Origin of the sequence: Sphingomonas sp. MMS12-HWE2-04 (assembly GCF_044881185.1) — a bacterium.
GTDB lineage: Bacteria > Pseudomonadota > Alphaproteobacteria > Sphingomonadales > Sphingomonadaceae > Sphingomonas.
Genome location: NZ_CP173254.1, coordinates 2,330,707 through 2,346,762, shown reverse-complemented (window position 1 = coordinate 2,346,762; position 16,056 = coordinate 2,330,707). Strand labels below are relative to the sequence as shown.

Annotated in this window: 12 protein-coding genes; 9 read left to right on the top strand and 3 right to left on the bottom strand. The window is 67.3% G+C overall.

Going from position 1 to position 16,056, the window contains the following annotated elements:
* Window positions 1-59: 59 nt before the first annotated feature.
* The 3 genes from AB2M62_RS10630 to AB2M62_RS10620 all read right to left on the bottom strand — a co-directional run bounded on the left by AB2M62_RS10630 (window position 60) and on the right by AB2M62_RS10620 (window position 4,512).
* Complete coding sequence (locus tag AB2M62_RS10630) at window positions 60-686, bottom strand: hypothetical protein (RefSeq protein WP_404333575.1); 627 nt, start codon at window positions 684-686, stop codon at window positions 60-62.
* Between the two features lie 217 nt (window positions 687-903).
* A complete protein-coding gene (locus AB2M62_RS10625; protein ID WP_404333573.1) occupies window positions 904-2,052 on the bottom strand; it encodes a glycosyltransferase family 4 protein in 1,149 nt (382 codons plus the stop codon).
* A 48-nt stretch (window positions 2,053-2,100) separates the two neighbouring features.
* A complete protein-coding gene (locus AB2M62_RS10620) occupies window positions 2,101-4,512 on the bottom strand; it encodes an ATP-binding protein (RefSeq protein ID WP_404333571.1) in 2,412 nt (803 codons plus the stop codon).
* A gap of 109 nt (window positions 4,513-4,621) precedes the next feature.
* On the opposite strand from AB2M62_RS10620, the gene radA reads away from it, so the two are divergent.
* The 9 genes from radA (at window position 4,622) to AB2M62_RS10575 (ending at window position 16,020) form a co-directional block, all read left to right on the top strand.
* Window positions 4,622-5,989, top strand: coding sequence for a DNA repair protein RadA (gene radA, locus AB2M62_RS10615; RefSeq protein ID WP_404333569.1), 1,368 nt, complete (start codon window positions 4,622-4,624; stop codon window positions 5,987-5,989).
* Window positions 5,990-6,059: 70 nt separating this feature from the next.
* Entirely contained in the window at window positions 6,060-7,886 is a 1,827-nt protein-coding gene (locus AB2M62_RS10610) for an AsmA-like C-terminal region-containing protein (protein WP_404333568.1), read from the top strand.
* Window positions 7,887-8,435: 549 nt separating this feature from the next.
* Complete coding sequence (locus AB2M62_RS10605) at window positions 8,436-8,990, top strand: lipocalin family protein (RefSeq protein WP_404333566.1); 555 nt, start codon at window positions 8,436-8,438, stop codon at window positions 8,988-8,990.
* 78 nt (window positions 8,991-9,068) lie between these two features.
* Window positions 9,069-9,620, top strand: coding sequence for a CvpA family protein (locus AB2M62_RS10600; protein ID WP_404333564.1), 552 nt, complete (start codon window positions 9,069-9,071; stop codon window positions 9,618-9,620).
* Between the two features lie 52 nt (window positions 9,621-9,672).
* Window positions 9,673-10,104, top strand: a complete 432-nt coding sequence (locus AB2M62_RS10595) for an iron-sulfur cluster assembly scaffold protein (protein ID WP_404333562.1) — start codon at window positions 9,673-9,675, stop codon at window positions 10,102-10,104.
* A complete protein-coding gene (locus AB2M62_RS10590) occupies window positions 10,104-11,882 on the top strand; it encodes a cation:proton antiporter (RefSeq protein ID WP_404333561.1) in 1,779 nt (592 codons plus the stop codon). Before AB2M62_RS10595 ends, AB2M62_RS10590 begins: the two co-directional genes overlap by 1 nt.
* Complete coding sequence (locus tag AB2M62_RS10585; RefSeq protein WP_404333559.1) at window positions 11,879-12,262, top strand: diacylglycerol kinase; 384 nt, start codon at window positions 11,879-11,881, stop codon at window positions 12,260-12,262. The genes AB2M62_RS10590 and AB2M62_RS10585 overlap by 4 nt, the downstream gene beginning before the upstream one ends.
* Window positions 12,259-12,597 carry a DUF423 domain-containing protein gene (locus AB2M62_RS10580; protein ID WP_404339902.1) on the top strand — a complete coding sequence of 113 codons (339 nt, stop codon included), beginning with the start codon at window positions 12,259-12,261 and terminating at the stop codon, window positions 12,595-12,597. The genes AB2M62_RS10585 and AB2M62_RS10580 overlap by 4 nt, the downstream gene beginning before the upstream one ends.
* Window positions 12,598-12,789: 192 nt before the next feature.
* Complete coding sequence (locus AB2M62_RS10575) at window positions 12,790-16,020, top strand: autotransporter domain-containing protein (RefSeq protein WP_404333557.1); 3,231 nt, start codon at window positions 12,790-12,792, stop codon at window positions 16,018-16,020.
* Window positions 16,021-16,056: the final 36 nt, after the last annotated feature.

Sequence of the window (16,056 nt, the reverse complement as noted above, 5' to 3'; positions counted from 1 at the left end):
CCCCTGATATCGGGAAGCACGGGCGGGCGGCGAAGCAGTTGCCTCACCGCTCGCATCGATCAGGCCGGGAGTTGTTCGGCGATCTCGGGCGGGATCTCCGGCGAATCCCAGGCCAGGCTCTCGCCGGGATTTGCGCCTTCGATTTCCTGGATCTTGTTCTGCATCACCAGCATCTGCTCGTCATCGAGGTCGCTCATGATCGTCGAATCCGGCACGCCCAGCGCCTCGGCTACCGAACTGGCATAGAGCGCCGGATCGTTACCGCCGTCGCCGGCAGGCGCGTATTTCGAAAATGCCTGCAGGATCGACAGGCTGGCATAGGCCGGGCCGCGCAGGAACTTGCCGATTGCGGCAAAGCCGTCTTCCCAGGTCGGGAAGATCAGGAAATTGTGCCAGCTGAACTTGCCGGGATATTGCCCGTAATCCGCCCCGCCGGGCACGCCGGTGAGGTTTCCCGGATTGTTGTTGAGCCAGGCGAAGCTACCCGGCCCGCTTCGCAAGTGCGGGCGCCCGCGGGCGATTTCGTTGGGATAAATGACGTAATAATAGATGTTCACGCCATTGCCGAGATAGTCGTTCGGGTCGCCGGGATTGGAGCCAGGAAACCATTGAGCGCGGGGGATATTCTTGTCGGTGGATATGTTGCCATTCCAATACCAGACATGATCGCCCAGTTCGAGTGCCATGGGACTCTCCGAAATATAAATAATTCTTGCTAATGAGATCTCGCGGGAAGGCGAAAATCTCACGCGGCGGAGCGGCCCGACTTGCTTGTTATTTCGGAAACATTAGCCAGCGGGCGGCGATACACGCATCCACCAAATGGTGGAGACCTACGCCGGCCTCACGCATTTGGTCGTTGGCGACGGGCGTTTGGTCGTTCGAAGCGCGGGCGCGCCGCGTTCAGCCTCGACGATCGAGCAAGTCGAGATAGGCGTCGAGCACTGCCTGATTGATCGCGCCCCATTCATAGGCTTGCGCGATGCGGTGCCCGGCTGCGGCCTGCGCGCGGTGCAGCGCGGGATCGCGAACCAGCTTGGCGATCGCGCCGGCATAGGCATCGACGTCGCGCGGAGGCACAAGGAAGCCGTTCACGCCGTCCTCGATCAAGTCGATCGCGCCGGTCGCGCGCGCCGCCACCACCGGCACGCCGGAGGCCATCGCCTCCAGCGTCACATTGCCGAACGTCTCGGTAACCGAGGGATTGAACAGCACGTCCATCGAGGCGACCGCGCGGCCGAGATCGTCGCCCCTCTGGAAGCCGGCGAACGCCGCATCGGGCACGCGCTCGGCGAACCAGTCGCGCGCCGGGCCGTCGCCGATCACCAATACGCGGTGCGGCACGCCCTGGCTGCGCAGCGCGCCACAGACATCGGCAAAGATGTCGAGCCCCTTTTCCAGCACCAGCCGGCCGAGAAAACCGATCGCGAACTCGTCGTCGGCGATGCCGAGCGAGCGCCGCCATTCGAGGCTGCGGCGGTCCGGATTGAAGCGCTGGTGATCGACGCCGCGCGACCAAGTGCCGATCGGCGTGGTCACGCCCCATTCGCGCAGCACGTCGGCCATCGACTTGCCTGGCGTCACCACCTGCTCGACGCTGTTGTAGAAGCGCGTGAGCGTGCGGATCACCAGCGGCTCGAGAAAGCCGAGCCGGTAATAGCGCGGATAGGTCTCGAACCGCGTGTGGAGCGAGGCGAAGGTCGCGATGCCGTGGCGCTTCGCCCAGGCGATCGCACGGTGGCCCAGGATTTCGGGCGCCGAGACATGGACGATGTTGGGGCGGAACGCCGCGAGGTCGCGGCGCGTGTCGGTGGGCAAACGCCAGGCGAACTTATATTCGCCGCGGCCGCCGGGAACGGCGAGTGCCGGAACGCTGACCAGATCGCCGGTGGGAGCAAAGGCGGGGGTGTCGGTCGTCGGCGAATAGACGCGCACGGTCGCGCCTTGCGCCAGCAGATGCCCGACCAGCTTGTTGAGCGCCTGGTTCGCGCCGTCGCGGACATAGTTGTAATTGCCGCTGAACAGGGCGATCCGGAGGTCAGAGGGCTGCATGGCGCCCGCGCTTAGCCGGGTGGGGCAGGGGGAGCAACCTGCGGGCGTTCACGCCGCCAGTGCGGCGGCCCCGTCTTCGAGCGACTGGATGCCTGCGGCGAGCGCGGGAAGTGCGACCGGCTTGGCGAGCGCCAGCGTCACGCCCATCGCCGCAAGGCTTTCGCCGTCGAACCTGCCATCGGGTGCGAACAGCGCGATGCTGGTGGCGCCCGCATGGCCTGCGGCTTCGATCAGTGCCTCCAGCGTGGCTGGGTCGGCGACCGCCTCGGCGTGGACCAGCAGCAAGTGGATGCCGCCCTGGGCGAGCCGTGCCTGCGCCGCCTCGATGCTGGCGACCGGTTCGACGGCGCCGACCGCGTGCTTGAGGCCGTGCATGGTCACACCCTGGGCCAGCCGGTTGGGCTCGACGAGCAGCAGCGTCGCGTCGGTCATCCGCGGGCGGTTGGCGGGACTGCCCGGCGCCGCGGCCTCGCGCACCGGCAGCAGGAAGCGGAAGGTGGCGCCAGCACCGGGCGCGCTCTCCACGCTGATCGATCCGCCCATGGCGTGGGCAAGGTTGCGCGCAACCGCCAGCCCGACGCCGACGCCGCCATAGTGGCGCGTGGTGCCGCCATCGACTTGGTGGAACTTGTCGAAGATCAGCCCGTGCTGGTCGGCAGGAATGCCGATGCCGGTGTCGGCGACGATGATTTCTGCCGCGGGCTGGTCGCCGCCGATCCGGCGCACCGTGAGCGCGACGCCGCCGTCATGCGTGAACTTGACCGCGTTCGAGAGAAGCTGGGTCAAGACCTGGCTGATCCGGCGCGCATCGCCTTCGACAATTCCGGGGCAATCCGACAGGTCCATTGCGAAGCCGAGATCGCGCGCTTCGGCCTCGGTGCGCCAATGCGCCGCGATGCTGGCGATCGCCCCGCGCAGGTCCAGCGGTGCGCTGGCGAGCGCAACCCTGCCGCTGTCGAGCATCGCGATGTCGAGCACGTCCTCGACCAGGGTCTGCATCGCCTTGCCGGCGTCCTGCAGCAGGGCCACGCGGTCCCGCGCGCGCTCGGGTACTTCGGGATCGGCAAGCAGCACCTGGGTCATGCCGAGGATGCCGTTGAGCGGAGTGCGGAATTCATGGCTGGTCGTGGCGAGGAATTCGGACTTGGCCCTGAGTGCCTTGCCCAGCGCGACGTTGCTTGCGGCGAGTTCGCCATTGGCGGCGCGAACCTGTGCGCGACTGCGGTGGATCTGCAGCGTGCCGAAGCCGAGCAGCCCGGCGCCCGCGATCACGACGAACAGCACGCCGCCGAACAGCAGCATCTGGAATAGGGCGCGCTCATGTTCGTAAGCCGCTCGGTGGACGGCTTCGTCGGTCTTGAACTTCTCGATCCTGAGCTGCTGGTTGCTTGCGTCGAACCGTGCCGCCAGCAACGCGGTGTTGGTGTCGGCGGCGAGCTGGGTCGCATCGTCGTCGATCCGCTTCATCGCGGCGAGATGGGTGAGCGCGTCGGCCAGCCGGCCTGTGCGCGAATAGATTTCATAGGCAATCTGATGCGCCTCGCGCCAGCGAGACGAGTCCTGCGTCGCCCCACCGGCAAAGGCGCGGTCGATCGCGGCGCTGGCCTGATCGATTTGGCCGCGCTTGAGCGCGATCCGGGCGGAGACCGCGTAGAGATTGCTCGCCAGGTCCTCGGCGTCCTCACCGCGCACCAGTGCAAAGCTCTCGCGGATCCGGGCCTCGGCCGAGTTCAGCTTGCCCTGCAAAAGGTCGGTCCGCGCCAGGTTGTTGAGCACCGGAACGATCAGCCGTGGCGACTTCATCGCGCGCGCGATGTCCAGCGCATGGCCATATTCGCGGGCAGCTTCCGCCGGCCGGTCCGTGTCGAGCAGCACGTTGCCGCGATTGTTGTAGATCGACATCAGCAGGTTGCGGTCGCCGCGATAGACGTCGATGGCATTGCCGTAATAGCGCAGCGCCGAGGCATTATCCTTGGCATCGTTGTAGAGGCCGGCGATCATCACCAGCGCGATCGCCTGGCTGCGCTCCTGGTGGATGTCGCGGAAGAGGTTGTGCGCCTGCTGATAGGCCGCCAGCGCGGCGGCGGCGTGATTGCTGTTCTGCTGGACGCCGCCCCAGGTCATCAGCAGGTCGGCGTGCAGCTTGGTGCCCGGCCAGCGCCGTTTGACCGCGTCCAGCGCGCGCGCGACGATCGGCTCGGCCTCGGCGTCGCGGTTGAGGCGCGACAGCGCCTCGCCCTCGAGCCATTGCGCCGTCGCCACGGTCTGGTCGGCCGCGTCACCCGAAGCGGCGGCGGCGATCTTTTCGGCGGCGCGGGCCTCATCGAGCGCCGTGGCGGGATTGCCGAACATCGCGTCCTTGGCGGCGCCAAGATGCGCCTCGGCCGCCCTCGGCGCTTGCGCGCGCGCGGGCGACGCCGCAAGCAACGCAAAAGCCAGAACGAGACCGATACGCCGCATCTTCACTCCACCATTTTCCCGAACATCGGGAAAAGAACTTCCTTTATAGGAAGATACCGGAGGCCGCGGAGGAGTTCACTTTCTGTTCCTGCCTTGCTACTAGGGTGCCATGGCGAAGCTCCAGAAACGATATGTCTGCCAGGCGTGCGGCTCGCTCGCGTCGAAATGGCAGGGCCAGTGCACCGATTGCGGCGACTGGAATACGCTGGTCGAGGATGCCGGCGGCGTCGTCACGCCGTTCCAGGCCAAGCACAATCTTCAGTCGGGCGGCCGCGCGATCCAGCTCACTGCGCTCGACACCGATATTGCGCTGCCCGATCGCACCACCACCGGCATCGCCGAGCTCGATCGCGCGCTGGGCGGCGGCTTTGTCGAGGGTTCGGCCACGCTGATCGGCGGCGATCCCGGCATCGGCAAGTCGACCCTGTTGCTCCAGGCGGCGGCGAAGATCGCGCTGCGCGGGCTCAGCGTCGCCTATGTCTCGGGCGAAGAGGCTGCCGACCAGGTCCGCTTGCGCGCGCGCCGTCTCGGCCTCGGCAATGCTCCGGTCCAGCTCGCCGCGGCGACGTCGGTGCGCGATATCCTGACGACGCTGAGCATCGGCGCGCCGCCGGCGCTGCTGATCATCGATTCGATCCAGACGATGCATTCGGACCTGATCGAAGGCGCGCCGGGCACCGTCAGCCAGGTCCGCGCCAGCGCCGGCGAGTTGATCCGCTTCGCCAAGGAGCGCGGCACCGCGGTGGTGCTCGTCGGTCATGTCACCAAGGACGGCAGCATCGCCGGGCCGCGCGTGCTTGAGCATATGGTCGATACCGTGCTCGCCTTCGAAGGCGAGCGCAGCCACCAATATCGCATCCTGCGCGCGGTCAAGAACCGCTTCGGCGGCACCGACGAGATCGGCGTCTTCGCGATGCAGGCCGAGGGGCTGAGCGAGATCGGCAATCCCTCGTCGCTGTTCCTGACCCACCGCGATGAGAGCGTCACCGGCACGATCGTTTTTCCCGCGCTCGAGGGCACGCGCCCCGTACTTGTCGAGATCCAGGCGCTCACCGTCCGGCTGGCGAGCGGCGCCACTCCGCGCCGAGCGGTGGTCGGGTGGGACAGCGGCCGCCTCGCGATGATCCTCGCGGTGCTCGAGGCGCGCTGCGGGCTCAGCTTCTCGGCGTGCGAAGTCTATCTCAACGTCTCGGGCGGGTACCGCGTCCAGGATCCCGCCGCCGATCTCGCCGTTGCCGCTGCGCTGGTCTCGGCGCTGGCCGAGCGCCCGGTGCCGGCCGATGCGATCGCGTTCGGCGAAGTCGCGCTGTCGGGCGAGGTCCGCCCGGTCGCGCATGGCAGCCTGCGCTGCCGCGAGGCCGCCAAGCTCGGTTTTGGCCGCGCGCTCGCCCCCGCCGCCCAGGCCGACACCGCCGGCCTCGAACTCGCCGGGTTCAAGACGCTGGGCGATTTCGTCGACCATCTGCTCGGCCGCTAGAGGATACGGATCTGCACGCACCCCGCGGCTGAGGGCGGGAACCTTCGCCGGTTTCGCTCGTCCCCCAGCCATGTCGCGCCGCGTCCGTATTGTCATCATCGCGGCGGCCGCCGTCGTCGCGCTGCTCGTCCTCCTGCTCGCGACCTTCCCGGTCGGCTGGTTCCGCGGCACGGCCGAGCGGTCGCTCGCCGGCCAGTTCGACACGCCGGTGCGGATCGGGGCGCTCGAGCGCGAGAGCGTGTTTTCCTTCACCCCCGTGATCCGCGTGCGCGACGTCCATGTCGCGCAGCCAGCCTGGGCGGGGCAGGGCGACATGATCGCGGTCCGCACCGTCCGGCTCAAGCTGCGGAGCTGGTCGCTGTTGCTCGGCAAGTTCGATGCCGATGTGCTGAGCGCGGAGGGCGTTCGGCTCGATCTCGTCCGCGATGCCCAGCGCCGCGAGAATTGGCGACAGGCGCGCAAGCCGGGCGGCAAGGGCGGCGGTTCCGGGATCAGCGTGGCGCAGGTGCGCGACGCCGAGATCCGCTATCGCGACGCGGTCCAGCGCCGCCAATTCACCTTGGCGGTGACGATCGATCCCACCACCGGCCTCGTCGCCAAGGGCAGCGGCAGCGTCGACGGCGCCCCGGTCACGCTCGCCGCCACCGGCGCGCCGATGGTCGCCGGCCAGCCCTGGCGCTTCGACGCGACGATCGACGGCCCCGCGCTCGGCATCCACGCCCAGGGCAGCATGGCCGGGCCGCTGCGCACCGACGCGATGGATCTGACGATGACCGCGCGCGGCGACGATCTCAAGCGGATCGACCGGATCATCGAGGCCGGGCTGTTCGGCACCCAGCCGGTCAAACTCGCCGCGCAGGTCCGGCACAGCGATGACACCTGGTTCGTCGAGGGGCTGCGCGGCACGATCGGAGTCAGCGCGCTCACCGGCCGCGTGACGGCGCGCAAGGTCGACGGCCGCACCAAGCTCGATGGCGAAGCGCATTTCAGCCGGCTGCGCTTCAACGATCTTGCCGATGACACGGGCTTGGCCAAGCAGCGCGCGCTCCAGCAGGCGATCGGCGCGCGCGTGGTGCCCAACACCCGGATCAACATCCGCAAGATCGACAAGACCGACGGCCGCATCGCCGTGCGCATCGATTCGCTGGTCGATGCCGGCGGGTCGGTCAAGGCGATCAGCGGCGTGCTCAATCTCGAGGATCGCATCCTCACCCTCGACCGGCTTCGCGTCACGCTCGCCCGCGGCGTCGTCACCGGCAAGATCACCGTCGATCAGCGCGCCGGCCAACCTAAGCCCAAGGTCACCTTCGCGCTCGACATGGCCGACAGCAGCATCGCCGCCCTGTTCGGCGGCAGTGAGATCGACGGCCGGCTCGATGCCCGCATCCGCCTCGCCGGCACCGGCGACACGATCCGCGAGGCAGTCGGCCGCTCGGATGGCGCGATCGGCCTCGCCGCGCGATCCGGCGCGCTGCCCGCGAAGCTTGCGGCGATGATGGGCTTCGATCTCGGCCGCGGCCTGTTCGGCGGCGATAAGGGCGCGGCGGGGCTGCGCTGCGCCGTGCTTCGGCTCGATATGCGCGGCGGCCGCGGCACGATCGATCCGCTGCTGATCGACACCAGCATCAGCCAGAGCCGCGGCAACGGCAGCATCGGCTTCCCCGACGAGCGGCTGGCGATCACTCTCACCGGCGCGCCCAAGGGCAAGACCACGCTACGCCTGCCCGGCACCGTCACTGCCAGCGGCACGATCAGTGCGCCGCAGATCGTCGTTCCCAAAGAGACCAAGTCGGTCGGTAACGTCTTCAAGGCGATCGGCCGCGCGATCAGCGGTAATAATGGTCCGGCGGCTACCGATGCCGATTGCGGCGCGCTGGTGCATCGCGCGATCGGTTGAGGCGCGGGCATGCACCCCGAACTGCCAGCCTGAACTCGCTGTGGTGGCCGCAGGCGCGCTGACCGGCTCAATGCCGACTCATCAGAACAAACATTGAACATCGTGACAGGCGCACCATATTTGCTGCGCGACCCGTCATTTGCTGCGCGACCCGTCGCCGCTCTTTGATGCCGTCGAATTGATCTCCCAAGACGCCGAGTCAGCGGCAAGGCGCGTGCCAGGCGCGCCGATGGCGAAGCGCTGGCGCGGTGATGGCGCCTGCGTGCCGCGAACCAGGGGCGTAGGTGTCGCGTCAGTGGCGCGTCAGTGGCGCGTTGCGTCACGCTGTCCTTCGTAAAATCATTATAAAGCAACGGTTTGGTAAAATGACAGCCTGGCGGAAACCGGCGTTTAGTGTCAACTTTGTCAACCTAGCATCCCCGTCCGGCGCGCCGCCACGGCCCCGTAACTGTGACCTTTGAGACTTTCCGAGCCGAAAAAACCGCGAACCGCCCGTTGCGACCAAGCAAGGGGCTACCATTTCGCCGCCCCGCATCGCAAAGTGGCGCCATGAAGCAAACAACCGCCCTCAAGATCGCCACCGGTGTCGCCGCTGCTGCCCTGGGCGGCATCTTCCTTTATTCGCGCGCCACGCGGCCGCCGGTGATCAATCCCAAGGTGCCCGAGCCTGCCAAGCCGGTCGAGCTGGCCCGCTATCTCGGCAAATGGTTCGAGCTGGCGCGCCATGAGAACCGCTTTCAGAAGGGCCTCAATTCGGTCACCGCCGAATATACGCTCGAGCCAGACGGCCGGATTCTTGTCGATAATGCCGGTTCGCACGACCATAAATACAGCTTCGTCGAAGGCCATGCGATCGTCGTCGACGAAGCGACCAATGCCAAGCTCAAGGTCGCCTTCTTCGGTCCGCTCTACACCGGCGATTATTGGGTGCTCGACCATGGCGACGACTATGACTGGTCGATCGTCGGCGAGCCCAGCGGCCGCTATCTCTGGGTGCTCCACCGAGAGCCCAAGCCTTCGCGCGCCGTTGTCGAGGCGCTGTTCAAGCGTGTCGAGGCGCTCGGCTATGATCGCTGGGCGTTGCGGATCACCCAGCAGCGATAATATTCTGAAGGTGCGCGCGGCAGCTTCCGCTCTGCCGCGCGTCTCCGCTATAGCGACCCCCTGGGAGGGACGCGTTTCATGAGTTTGACTGGGCTGGATATCATCGTGCTGCTGGTGATCGGCGGCGCGGCGGTGCTGGGTTTCATCCGCGGTTTCGTCACCGAAGTGCTGGCGCTGCTCGCCTGGCTGCTCGTCGTGATGGCGCTGAAGCTGTTCCATAATCCGCTGGCTGCACTGCTTGCCGGCTGGGTCGGCACCGCACAGGGCGGCGCGGTTCTCGCCTTCGCGATCGTTGCGGGGCTTACCTATTTCGGCGGCCGCATGGTCGCCCGCGCCGTCGGCGGGCGTATGCGCGACAGTTTCCTCGGCCCGGTCGATCGGGTGCTCGGGCTCGGCTTCGGCGCGTTGAAGGGCCTCGTGCTAAGCAGCGTCGCCTTCCTGCTCGTCGTGCTGGTGTTCGACACCGTCGGCGGCGGCCCTGCGCAGCGGCCGAAATGGATCACCAGCTCGACCACCTATCCGCTGCTCGATGCGTCAAGCGCGACGATCGCCGATTTCGTCGACCGCCGCCGGCATGGCGAACCGGTGTTCGGCGACGATCACGCCGCCAAGGGCAATACTAGCCGCTGATTGCCCGATTGGGGGGTCGCGCTCGGCGGGCGCGTCGCCTAAGTCGGAGGGGATGAACGCGCCGCTCTACAACACCCAGATCCTCCGCTTGGCCGCCGAGATCCCGTATCACGATCGGCTCGCCGCGCCGATGGCGAGCGTCGAGAAGCGCTCGCCAGTCTGCGGCAGCCGGGTGACCGTCGACCTCAATCTCGATGCCGATGGCCGGGTCAGCGCAGTGGGGATGCTGGTCCGGGCCTGCGCGCTCGGCCAGGCCTCGGCATCGCTGATGGGTGCCCATGTCGTCGGACGCAGCGTGGAGGAGCTCGCCGCGGCGCGCGACGCGCTCACCGCCTGGCTTGCCGGCGAAGGCGACGGACCGCCAGATTGGCCGGGGTTGGAGCTGTTCACGCCCGCTCTCGAGCACCGCGGCCGCCACGCCTCGATCCGCCTTGCCTTTGAGGCCGCAGCCGAAGCCGCAGCGCTGGCCAGGGAGGCGCGCTGATGGAGGACCATGCCGGCATCTCGCTGCTGCGCGACGGGGCGCCGCTGCTCGGCTTCGCCCTGGTTTTCGTGCTGATCTTCCGCCGTCTGGGTCTTGGCGCGACGCTGGGGTTCCTCGTCGCCGGTGCGGTAGTCGGGCCACAGGTGCTCGGGCTGGTCGGAGATGCCGAAAGCAAGATGGGCATTGCCGAGCTCGGCATCGCGCTCCTGCTGTTCCTGGTCGGGCTCGAACTTTCGCCCAGCCGGCTGTGGCGGATGCGCCAGAGCATCTTCGGGCTCGGCCTGCTCCAGGTGACGATCTGCGGGCTCGCGATCTCCGGTATCGTCTACGCCACGCATTTCTCGCTCGGCGCGGCGCTCGCGCTCGGCCTGCCGCTGGCGCTGTCCTCGACTGCCCAGGTGCTGCCTTTGCTCCAGTCCGCCGGTCGGCTGCGCACCGACCTCGGCGAGCGTGCCTTTGCGATCCTGCTGTTCCAGGATCTGTCGATCGTCCCGCTGATCACCATCGTCACTGCGATGTCGCGCAACCCCGCCGACCAGCTTGGCCCTCCCGGCTGGCTGCTGGCGGTTTACACCGTCGCGGCGATCATCGGGCTCGTCCTTGCCGGGCGCTTCCTGCTGCGCCCGCTTTTCCGCCTGATCGGCAATCTCGGCGAACGCGAGATGTTTGTCTTTGCCGGCCTGTTCGCAGTGATCGCCAGCGCCGCGATCATGGAGATGCTCGGGCTGTCGGCGGCCCTGGGGGCGTTCATCGCCGGCGTGATGCTGGCGGATTCGCCCTATCGCCACGAGCTGGAAGCCGATGTCGAGCCGTTCCGCGCGATCCTGCTCGGGCTGTTCTTCTTGGCAGTGGGCATGACGCTCAACCTGCACGCCATTGCCGAGCGGCCCTTCTTCGTCGCGGGCATGGCGCTGGCGCTGATCGCGACCAAGACCGTGTTGATCATGGGGCTGGGGCTGCTGTTCGGGATGAAGCGGCGTCAGGCGTTCGCGCTGGGCGTGTTGCTCAGCCAGGGCGGCGAATTCGGCTTCGTGCTGTTCGCCCAAGCCCAGCACGCTTATCTGATCGAGAATCAGGCGGCGAGCGTGTTCGGCGCGATCATCACCCTGTCGATGGCGACGACGCCGTTCCTGATGATGGCAACCAAGCGACTCCGCGCCGAGCCCGAGCCGAGCGCGGAGGGGCTCGCAGGCCCGCAAGAGGAGGGCGCCAACGCCGTGGTCGTCGGTTATGGCAGGTTCGGCCAGACGGTGGCGCAGATGCTGATCGGCCAGGACATCCCGGTGACGATCGTCGACACCGATGTCGAGATGATCGAAACCGCCGGCAGCTTCGGGATGAAGGTCTATTATGGCGACGGCACGCGCACGGACATCCTGCGCCAGGCCGGCGCCGCCGATGCCGAGCTGCTGTTGTTCTGCCAGGACGGCGACGGGCTCGACACCGAGAAGCTGGAGGGGATTCACCACGCTTTCCCAAAGGCGACGATCTTCGTGCGTGCTTATGACCGGCGCTCGATCATTAAGATGAAGGGGGCGCCGATCGCCGGGGCAGTGCGCGAAGTGCTGGAAAGCGCCATCGTGATGGCACGGCGCGCGATGGGGGCCGTCGGCGTCGATATCCAGGAAGTCGACAAGACCGAGGCGGAATATCGCCGCCGCGACTTCGAACGGCTGAAGCTCCAGCGCGAGACGGGCGACATCTATGCCGCGCGGGATTCGATGTTCAGCCAGGCGGGACAGGCTGCCGCTGCGGTCGTCGATCTGGAAAAGGGATGAAGAACCGTCCGTTGCGCGAAAGGCTGGGATTCGCGGCCGAAGGGCTGCGCACCGGCTGGCGTCGCGAGAAAAGCTTCCGGACCCAGACGCGCACCGCAGCGCTGGCGCTCGTCGCGCTGGTGGTGCTGCGTCCGGCCCCGGTCTGGTGGGGCTTGGTCGCCGTCACGGTGGCGCTGGTGCTGGCGCTCGAGCTGGTTAATTCAGCGCTCGAAGCGGGGATCGACCTGCTCCATCCGGGCCTCCACCCGTCGGTGAAGGTTGCGAAGGATATGCTGGCAGGGGCGGTGCTCACGATCAGTATTGCCGCGCTGGTCGTCGGCGTAGCGATGGTCACTGACGCCGCGCCGACGCGGCTCGGGGAATGGGGATGGTGGCGATGAGGCTGGTGGCGATACTCGCGGCGCTTTCGGGTGCGGTGGCCGTGGCGGCGGGCGCTTTCGCGGCGCATGGCGCAAGCGGCGAGGCCGCCGATTGGCTCAAGACCGGCGGCCACTATCAACTGGTCCATGCCGTCGCGGCGCTGGTCGCGGTGCAGCGCGCGGCGAAGGGGCCGGCCTGGTGCTTCGTGCTGGGTGGGGCCGTGTTTGCGGGCAGCCTCTATCTGATGGCGCTGGGAGCGCCCCGCTGGCTGGGTGCCGTCACTCCGATCGGTGGTGTGGCATTGATCGCGGGATGGCTCTGGCTGGGCTGGCGGCTGTCCGCAGGTAAAACCTAAGTCAATCTAAGGTAATTTCGCGGTCGCAGAGTAGAGCTCGACGGCAGGGGTATGCATCTGCCCAATTGCTGTTACGCTCAACTTCGCGAGTCGCCGGGATTGCCGATCCCGGGTCGAGGTTCGTCGATCCCGATACGGGAGCGACGGCGGCTCGTGCAGGGCATGTCGCTCCCGAAAAGGGGAGTTCATTGCATGGTTTCGATACCGGCTCGCACGGCGCTTCGGCGCGTGCTGCAAGGAACGGCTGCGCTCGCGGCGATCGTCGTCGCGCAAAATGCGCAGGCGCAGTCGCAGGAAGCGCATGCACAAGGTGCAGGCGCGCCGCTGAGCGTCGTCAACGAATCCGCTATCGTGATCCGCAATGATCTCAGCCCCAACGCGTTGCCACCGACAGGCGTGCTCGATCCCGTCGACATCACCGGCGTCGGCCAGGTCACCGTCGACGAGGGCGGCGGCTTTGTCGGCCTTTGTACCGGGACTCTGGTCAATCCGCGGACGGTGATCTTCGCGGCGCATTGCGTGAACACTGCGCCGGCGGAAAGCTATGGCGCGGCCAGTGGCGGGACCGCGATCAGCGTCGGTTTCAAGATGGACAATCGCCCGGCGGTGATCAGCTGGCTCTCCGGCCACGCGACCAACACCGCCAACGCGCTCTACAATGTCGAACAGGTCTGGTATGATCAGCGTTCGCTGACGGATAGCGCGTTCGGCTTCCTCGAAGGCGATGTCGCCCTGGCCACGCTCGACACGCCGGCAAACGATATCCCGACCTGGACGATGCTGTTCTCGCCGCTGACCGAAGAGACGCACGCAGTGATCACCGGCTATGGCAATCGCGGTACCGCTGCGACGGGCGAGGCGGGGATCGATTTCCGCCGCCGCGTGGCCGAGAACATGCTGTCGGTGCTCGGGTCGCTGGATGACCGCGACGACTGGCTGTTCGGACCAGCGCCGGCGGCCAATCCGCAGAGCCTCTATATGTTCGACTTCGACAATCCGGCGGGTGAGGCGGCCTACAACCCCGCCACGGGAAGCTATGATTTCGACGTGTTCGACGGCGGCGCACTGCCGCGCGAAGGGACGATCGGTGGCGGCGATTCGGGCGGTCCGTTGATCGCCGACCAGGCTTTCGACAAGCCGGTGGTGGTCGGCGTACTTTCGGGCGGGTCGCGGTTCTTCTCCGGCCAGAAATATGCGACCTATGGAACGCATGCCTTCTACCAGCCGCTGTTCCTGTTCTGGGACGCGATCATCGCCAACAACAGCTATGTCTACGCAACCAATCGGGCGGGCAGCGGCGACTGGACCGATCCCAATCACTGGGTCCAGACGATGGATCCGAACTACGCCGTCGTGAAGAACGGCCAGTTGGTCAACGGGCTACCTGATACGCCCGCCCTCGGCGTGAGCGGCAACACGGTGAAGTTCGGGTCGATCTGCTTCCTGAGCGACTGCACCGACCTTGCCGATGACGACACCGCGACGCCGGTACCCGTCGGATCCGGGACTGCGATCTACGTTCCAGGTGGCCCTGGCACCCGCAACTTCGTGCCCAACAACGTCACCGCTGATCTGGCAGCAGGGATCAAGGCGCATTATTACGACGTGACGCTGTCGGCGCCGGGCGTGACCACGCTGAACAGCAAGGTTACGATCGACAAGCTTACGATCGACGGGGCCCATGAGCTGGATATCCATGGCGAGCTCAACGTGCTTACCGACTTCACGCAATGGTCGGGCTGGACCAACCTCAACGGCACGCTGAAGACTGGCGAGGCGCTGATCGCGTCGGGCATTCTCACCGGATCGGGCACCTTCGACCCGACCTATCTGACGATTGGCAGGACGATCGTCGCTCCCGGTTCGGTCGGAATTGCCGCTTTGACGGTGCGCGGCGACCTGATCCTGTCTTCAGGGACCTTGCTGAGCATCGATCTCACCGCCAATTCGAACGATAGGCTGCGCGTGCAAGGTGATGCCGTCAACACCGGCATCGCGGCTTTGGGCGGCACGGTGCTGTTCAATCGCGGGCTTGGCACCGTTGCGCCGCGCCATGGGCAGACCTTCACCTTCCTGACCGCGACGGGCGGCGTCACCGGACGCTTCGCCAATGTCGCCAGCACGTTGGGGCTGCTCAAGCCCGAGCTGACCTATAATCCCAACGACGTGAAGGTGACGCTCAAGGCCGGGTCGATCTTCGACTATCTGAGCGGGCTCGACAATCTGCTGGGTGCCTTCGCCAAGGGGCTCGATGCCCTGCGCGGTGGCCACTACGCCCAGCTCTCGAGCCTCTACGGTCCGCTCGACTTGATGGATCCCACCGCGATGACCTCGACGCTGCGCAGCCTGAGCCCGAGCATCCTCGGCGAATCGCGCTCGCTGCAGGAGCGCCAGTCGACGATCATGCTCAATGCCGTGACCGATCGCCTGTCGATGCTCGGCACCGGCCGGACGGCGGGGCGGCTGAGCATCGTCGGCGCGCCGGACGCGCTGGTCGGGCTCAGCGCGCTCGATGGTGGGCAGACCGCGGCGCGATCCAGCCTGGTGCGGGCGATGCTGCCGGGCGGGTCGATCGTCGGCGGGCTGCCGGAGACTATGTCGGGCTTCGTCTCGGGCGGCTACACCAACGGGCGCAGCAACTATGGCCTAGCCGGCCAGACCAATGGCCAGCGCAGCTGGTACATCGGCATGGGGCTGGAGATGGAAGTGGCGCCGGGAACGGTGCTCGGCACGTCCATGGGCCTGTCCGAAGGCACGGCGCAGCCCGGCGACCGCAGCGTGGCGGATTCGCGGGTCTCGCAGGTGGCGATCTATGGCTCGCACCGGCTGGGTGGCGGCTTCTACGTCGCAGGCCTGGGCATGGCCGAGCAGACCCGCACCGGTGTGAGCCGCGAAGCGACCACCGGCGAGACGGCGTTCCGGCTGGCGGGCAGCGCCGATGTCCATCGCTATGCGGCGCGGGCCGAGGCGGGCGTGAACCTTTGGGTGGCGCCGCAGCTGAGCCTCACGCCGCGCGCGTCGCTCGGCTATTCCTCCTATGCCTATACGCCCTTCCGCGAGAGCGGCGGCGAGCTGGCGCTGCGGATCGATCGGCTGAGCGCTTCGACGCTCGAGGCGCGGGCGGGGATGCAGTTCGCCGGTTCGGCCAAGCTGGGCGGCTGGACGATCGTTCCGGAACTGACCGGCGACTATGTCCGATCGCTGGCGGGCGATCGCGGATCGATGGTGGTGCGCTTCGCCGCGGCGCCCGACGCCGCGCTGCTGCTGCCGATGGTCAATGGCAACGCCGCCTGGGGCGAAATCCGCGGCGGCCTGCGCTTCCAGAACGGTCCGGTCGAGCTCGGCGCGGGGGTCGAGCGGCGGATCGGAGAGACGCTGTACCGCGACGACCGCGCGGTGCTCGACGCCAAGTTCCGCTTCTGAACCAGGGCGCGGCGCCGGGACAACCGGCGCCGCGCT

Coding starts and splice junctions, on each gene's coding strand:
- AB2M62_RS10575 (WP_404333557.1), top strand. CDS start 12,790: ATGGTTTCGATACCGGCTCGCACGGCGCTTCGGCGCGTGCTGCAAGGA.
- AB2M62_RS10610 (WP_404333568.1), top strand. CDS start 6,060: ATGTCGCGCCGCGTCCGTATTGTCATCATCGCGGCGGCCGCCGTCGTC.
- AB2M62_RS10600 (WP_404333564.1), top strand. CDS start 9,069: ATGAGTTTGACTGGGCTGGATATCATCGTGCTGCTGGTGATCGGCGGC.
- AB2M62_RS10595 (WP_404333562.1), top strand. CDS start 9,673: ATGAACGCGCCGCTCTACAACACCCAGATCCTCCGCTTGGCCGCCGAG.
- radA (WP_404333569.1), top strand. CDS start 4,622: ATGGCGAAGCTCCAGAAACGATATGTCTGCCAGGCGTGCGGCTCGCTC.
- AB2M62_RS10585 (WP_404333559.1), top strand. CDS start 11,879: ATGAAGAACCGTCCGTTGCGCGAAAGGCTGGGATTCGCGGCCGAAGGG.
- AB2M62_RS10605 (WP_404333566.1), top strand. CDS start 8,436: ATGAAGCAAACAACCGCCCTCAAGATCGCCACCGGTGTCGCCGCTGCT.
- AB2M62_RS10580 (WP_404339902.1), top strand. CDS start 12,259: ATGAGGCTGGTGGCGATACTCGCGGCGCTTTCGGGTGCGGTGGCCGTG.
- AB2M62_RS10620 (WP_404333571.1), bottom strand. CDS start 4,512: ATGCGGCGTATCGGTCTCGTTCTGGCTTTTGCGTTGCTTGCGGCGTCG.
- AB2M62_RS10625 (WP_404333573.1), bottom strand. CDS start 2,052: ATGCAGCCCTCTGACCTCCGGATCGCCCTGTTCAGCGGCAATTACAAC.
- AB2M62_RS10590 (WP_404333561.1), top strand. CDS start 10,104: ATGGAGGACCATGCCGGCATCTCGCTGCTGCGCGACGGGGCGCCGCTG.
- AB2M62_RS10630 (WP_404333575.1), bottom strand. CDS start 686: ATGGCACTCGAACTGGGCGATCATGTCTGGTATTGGAATGGCAACATA.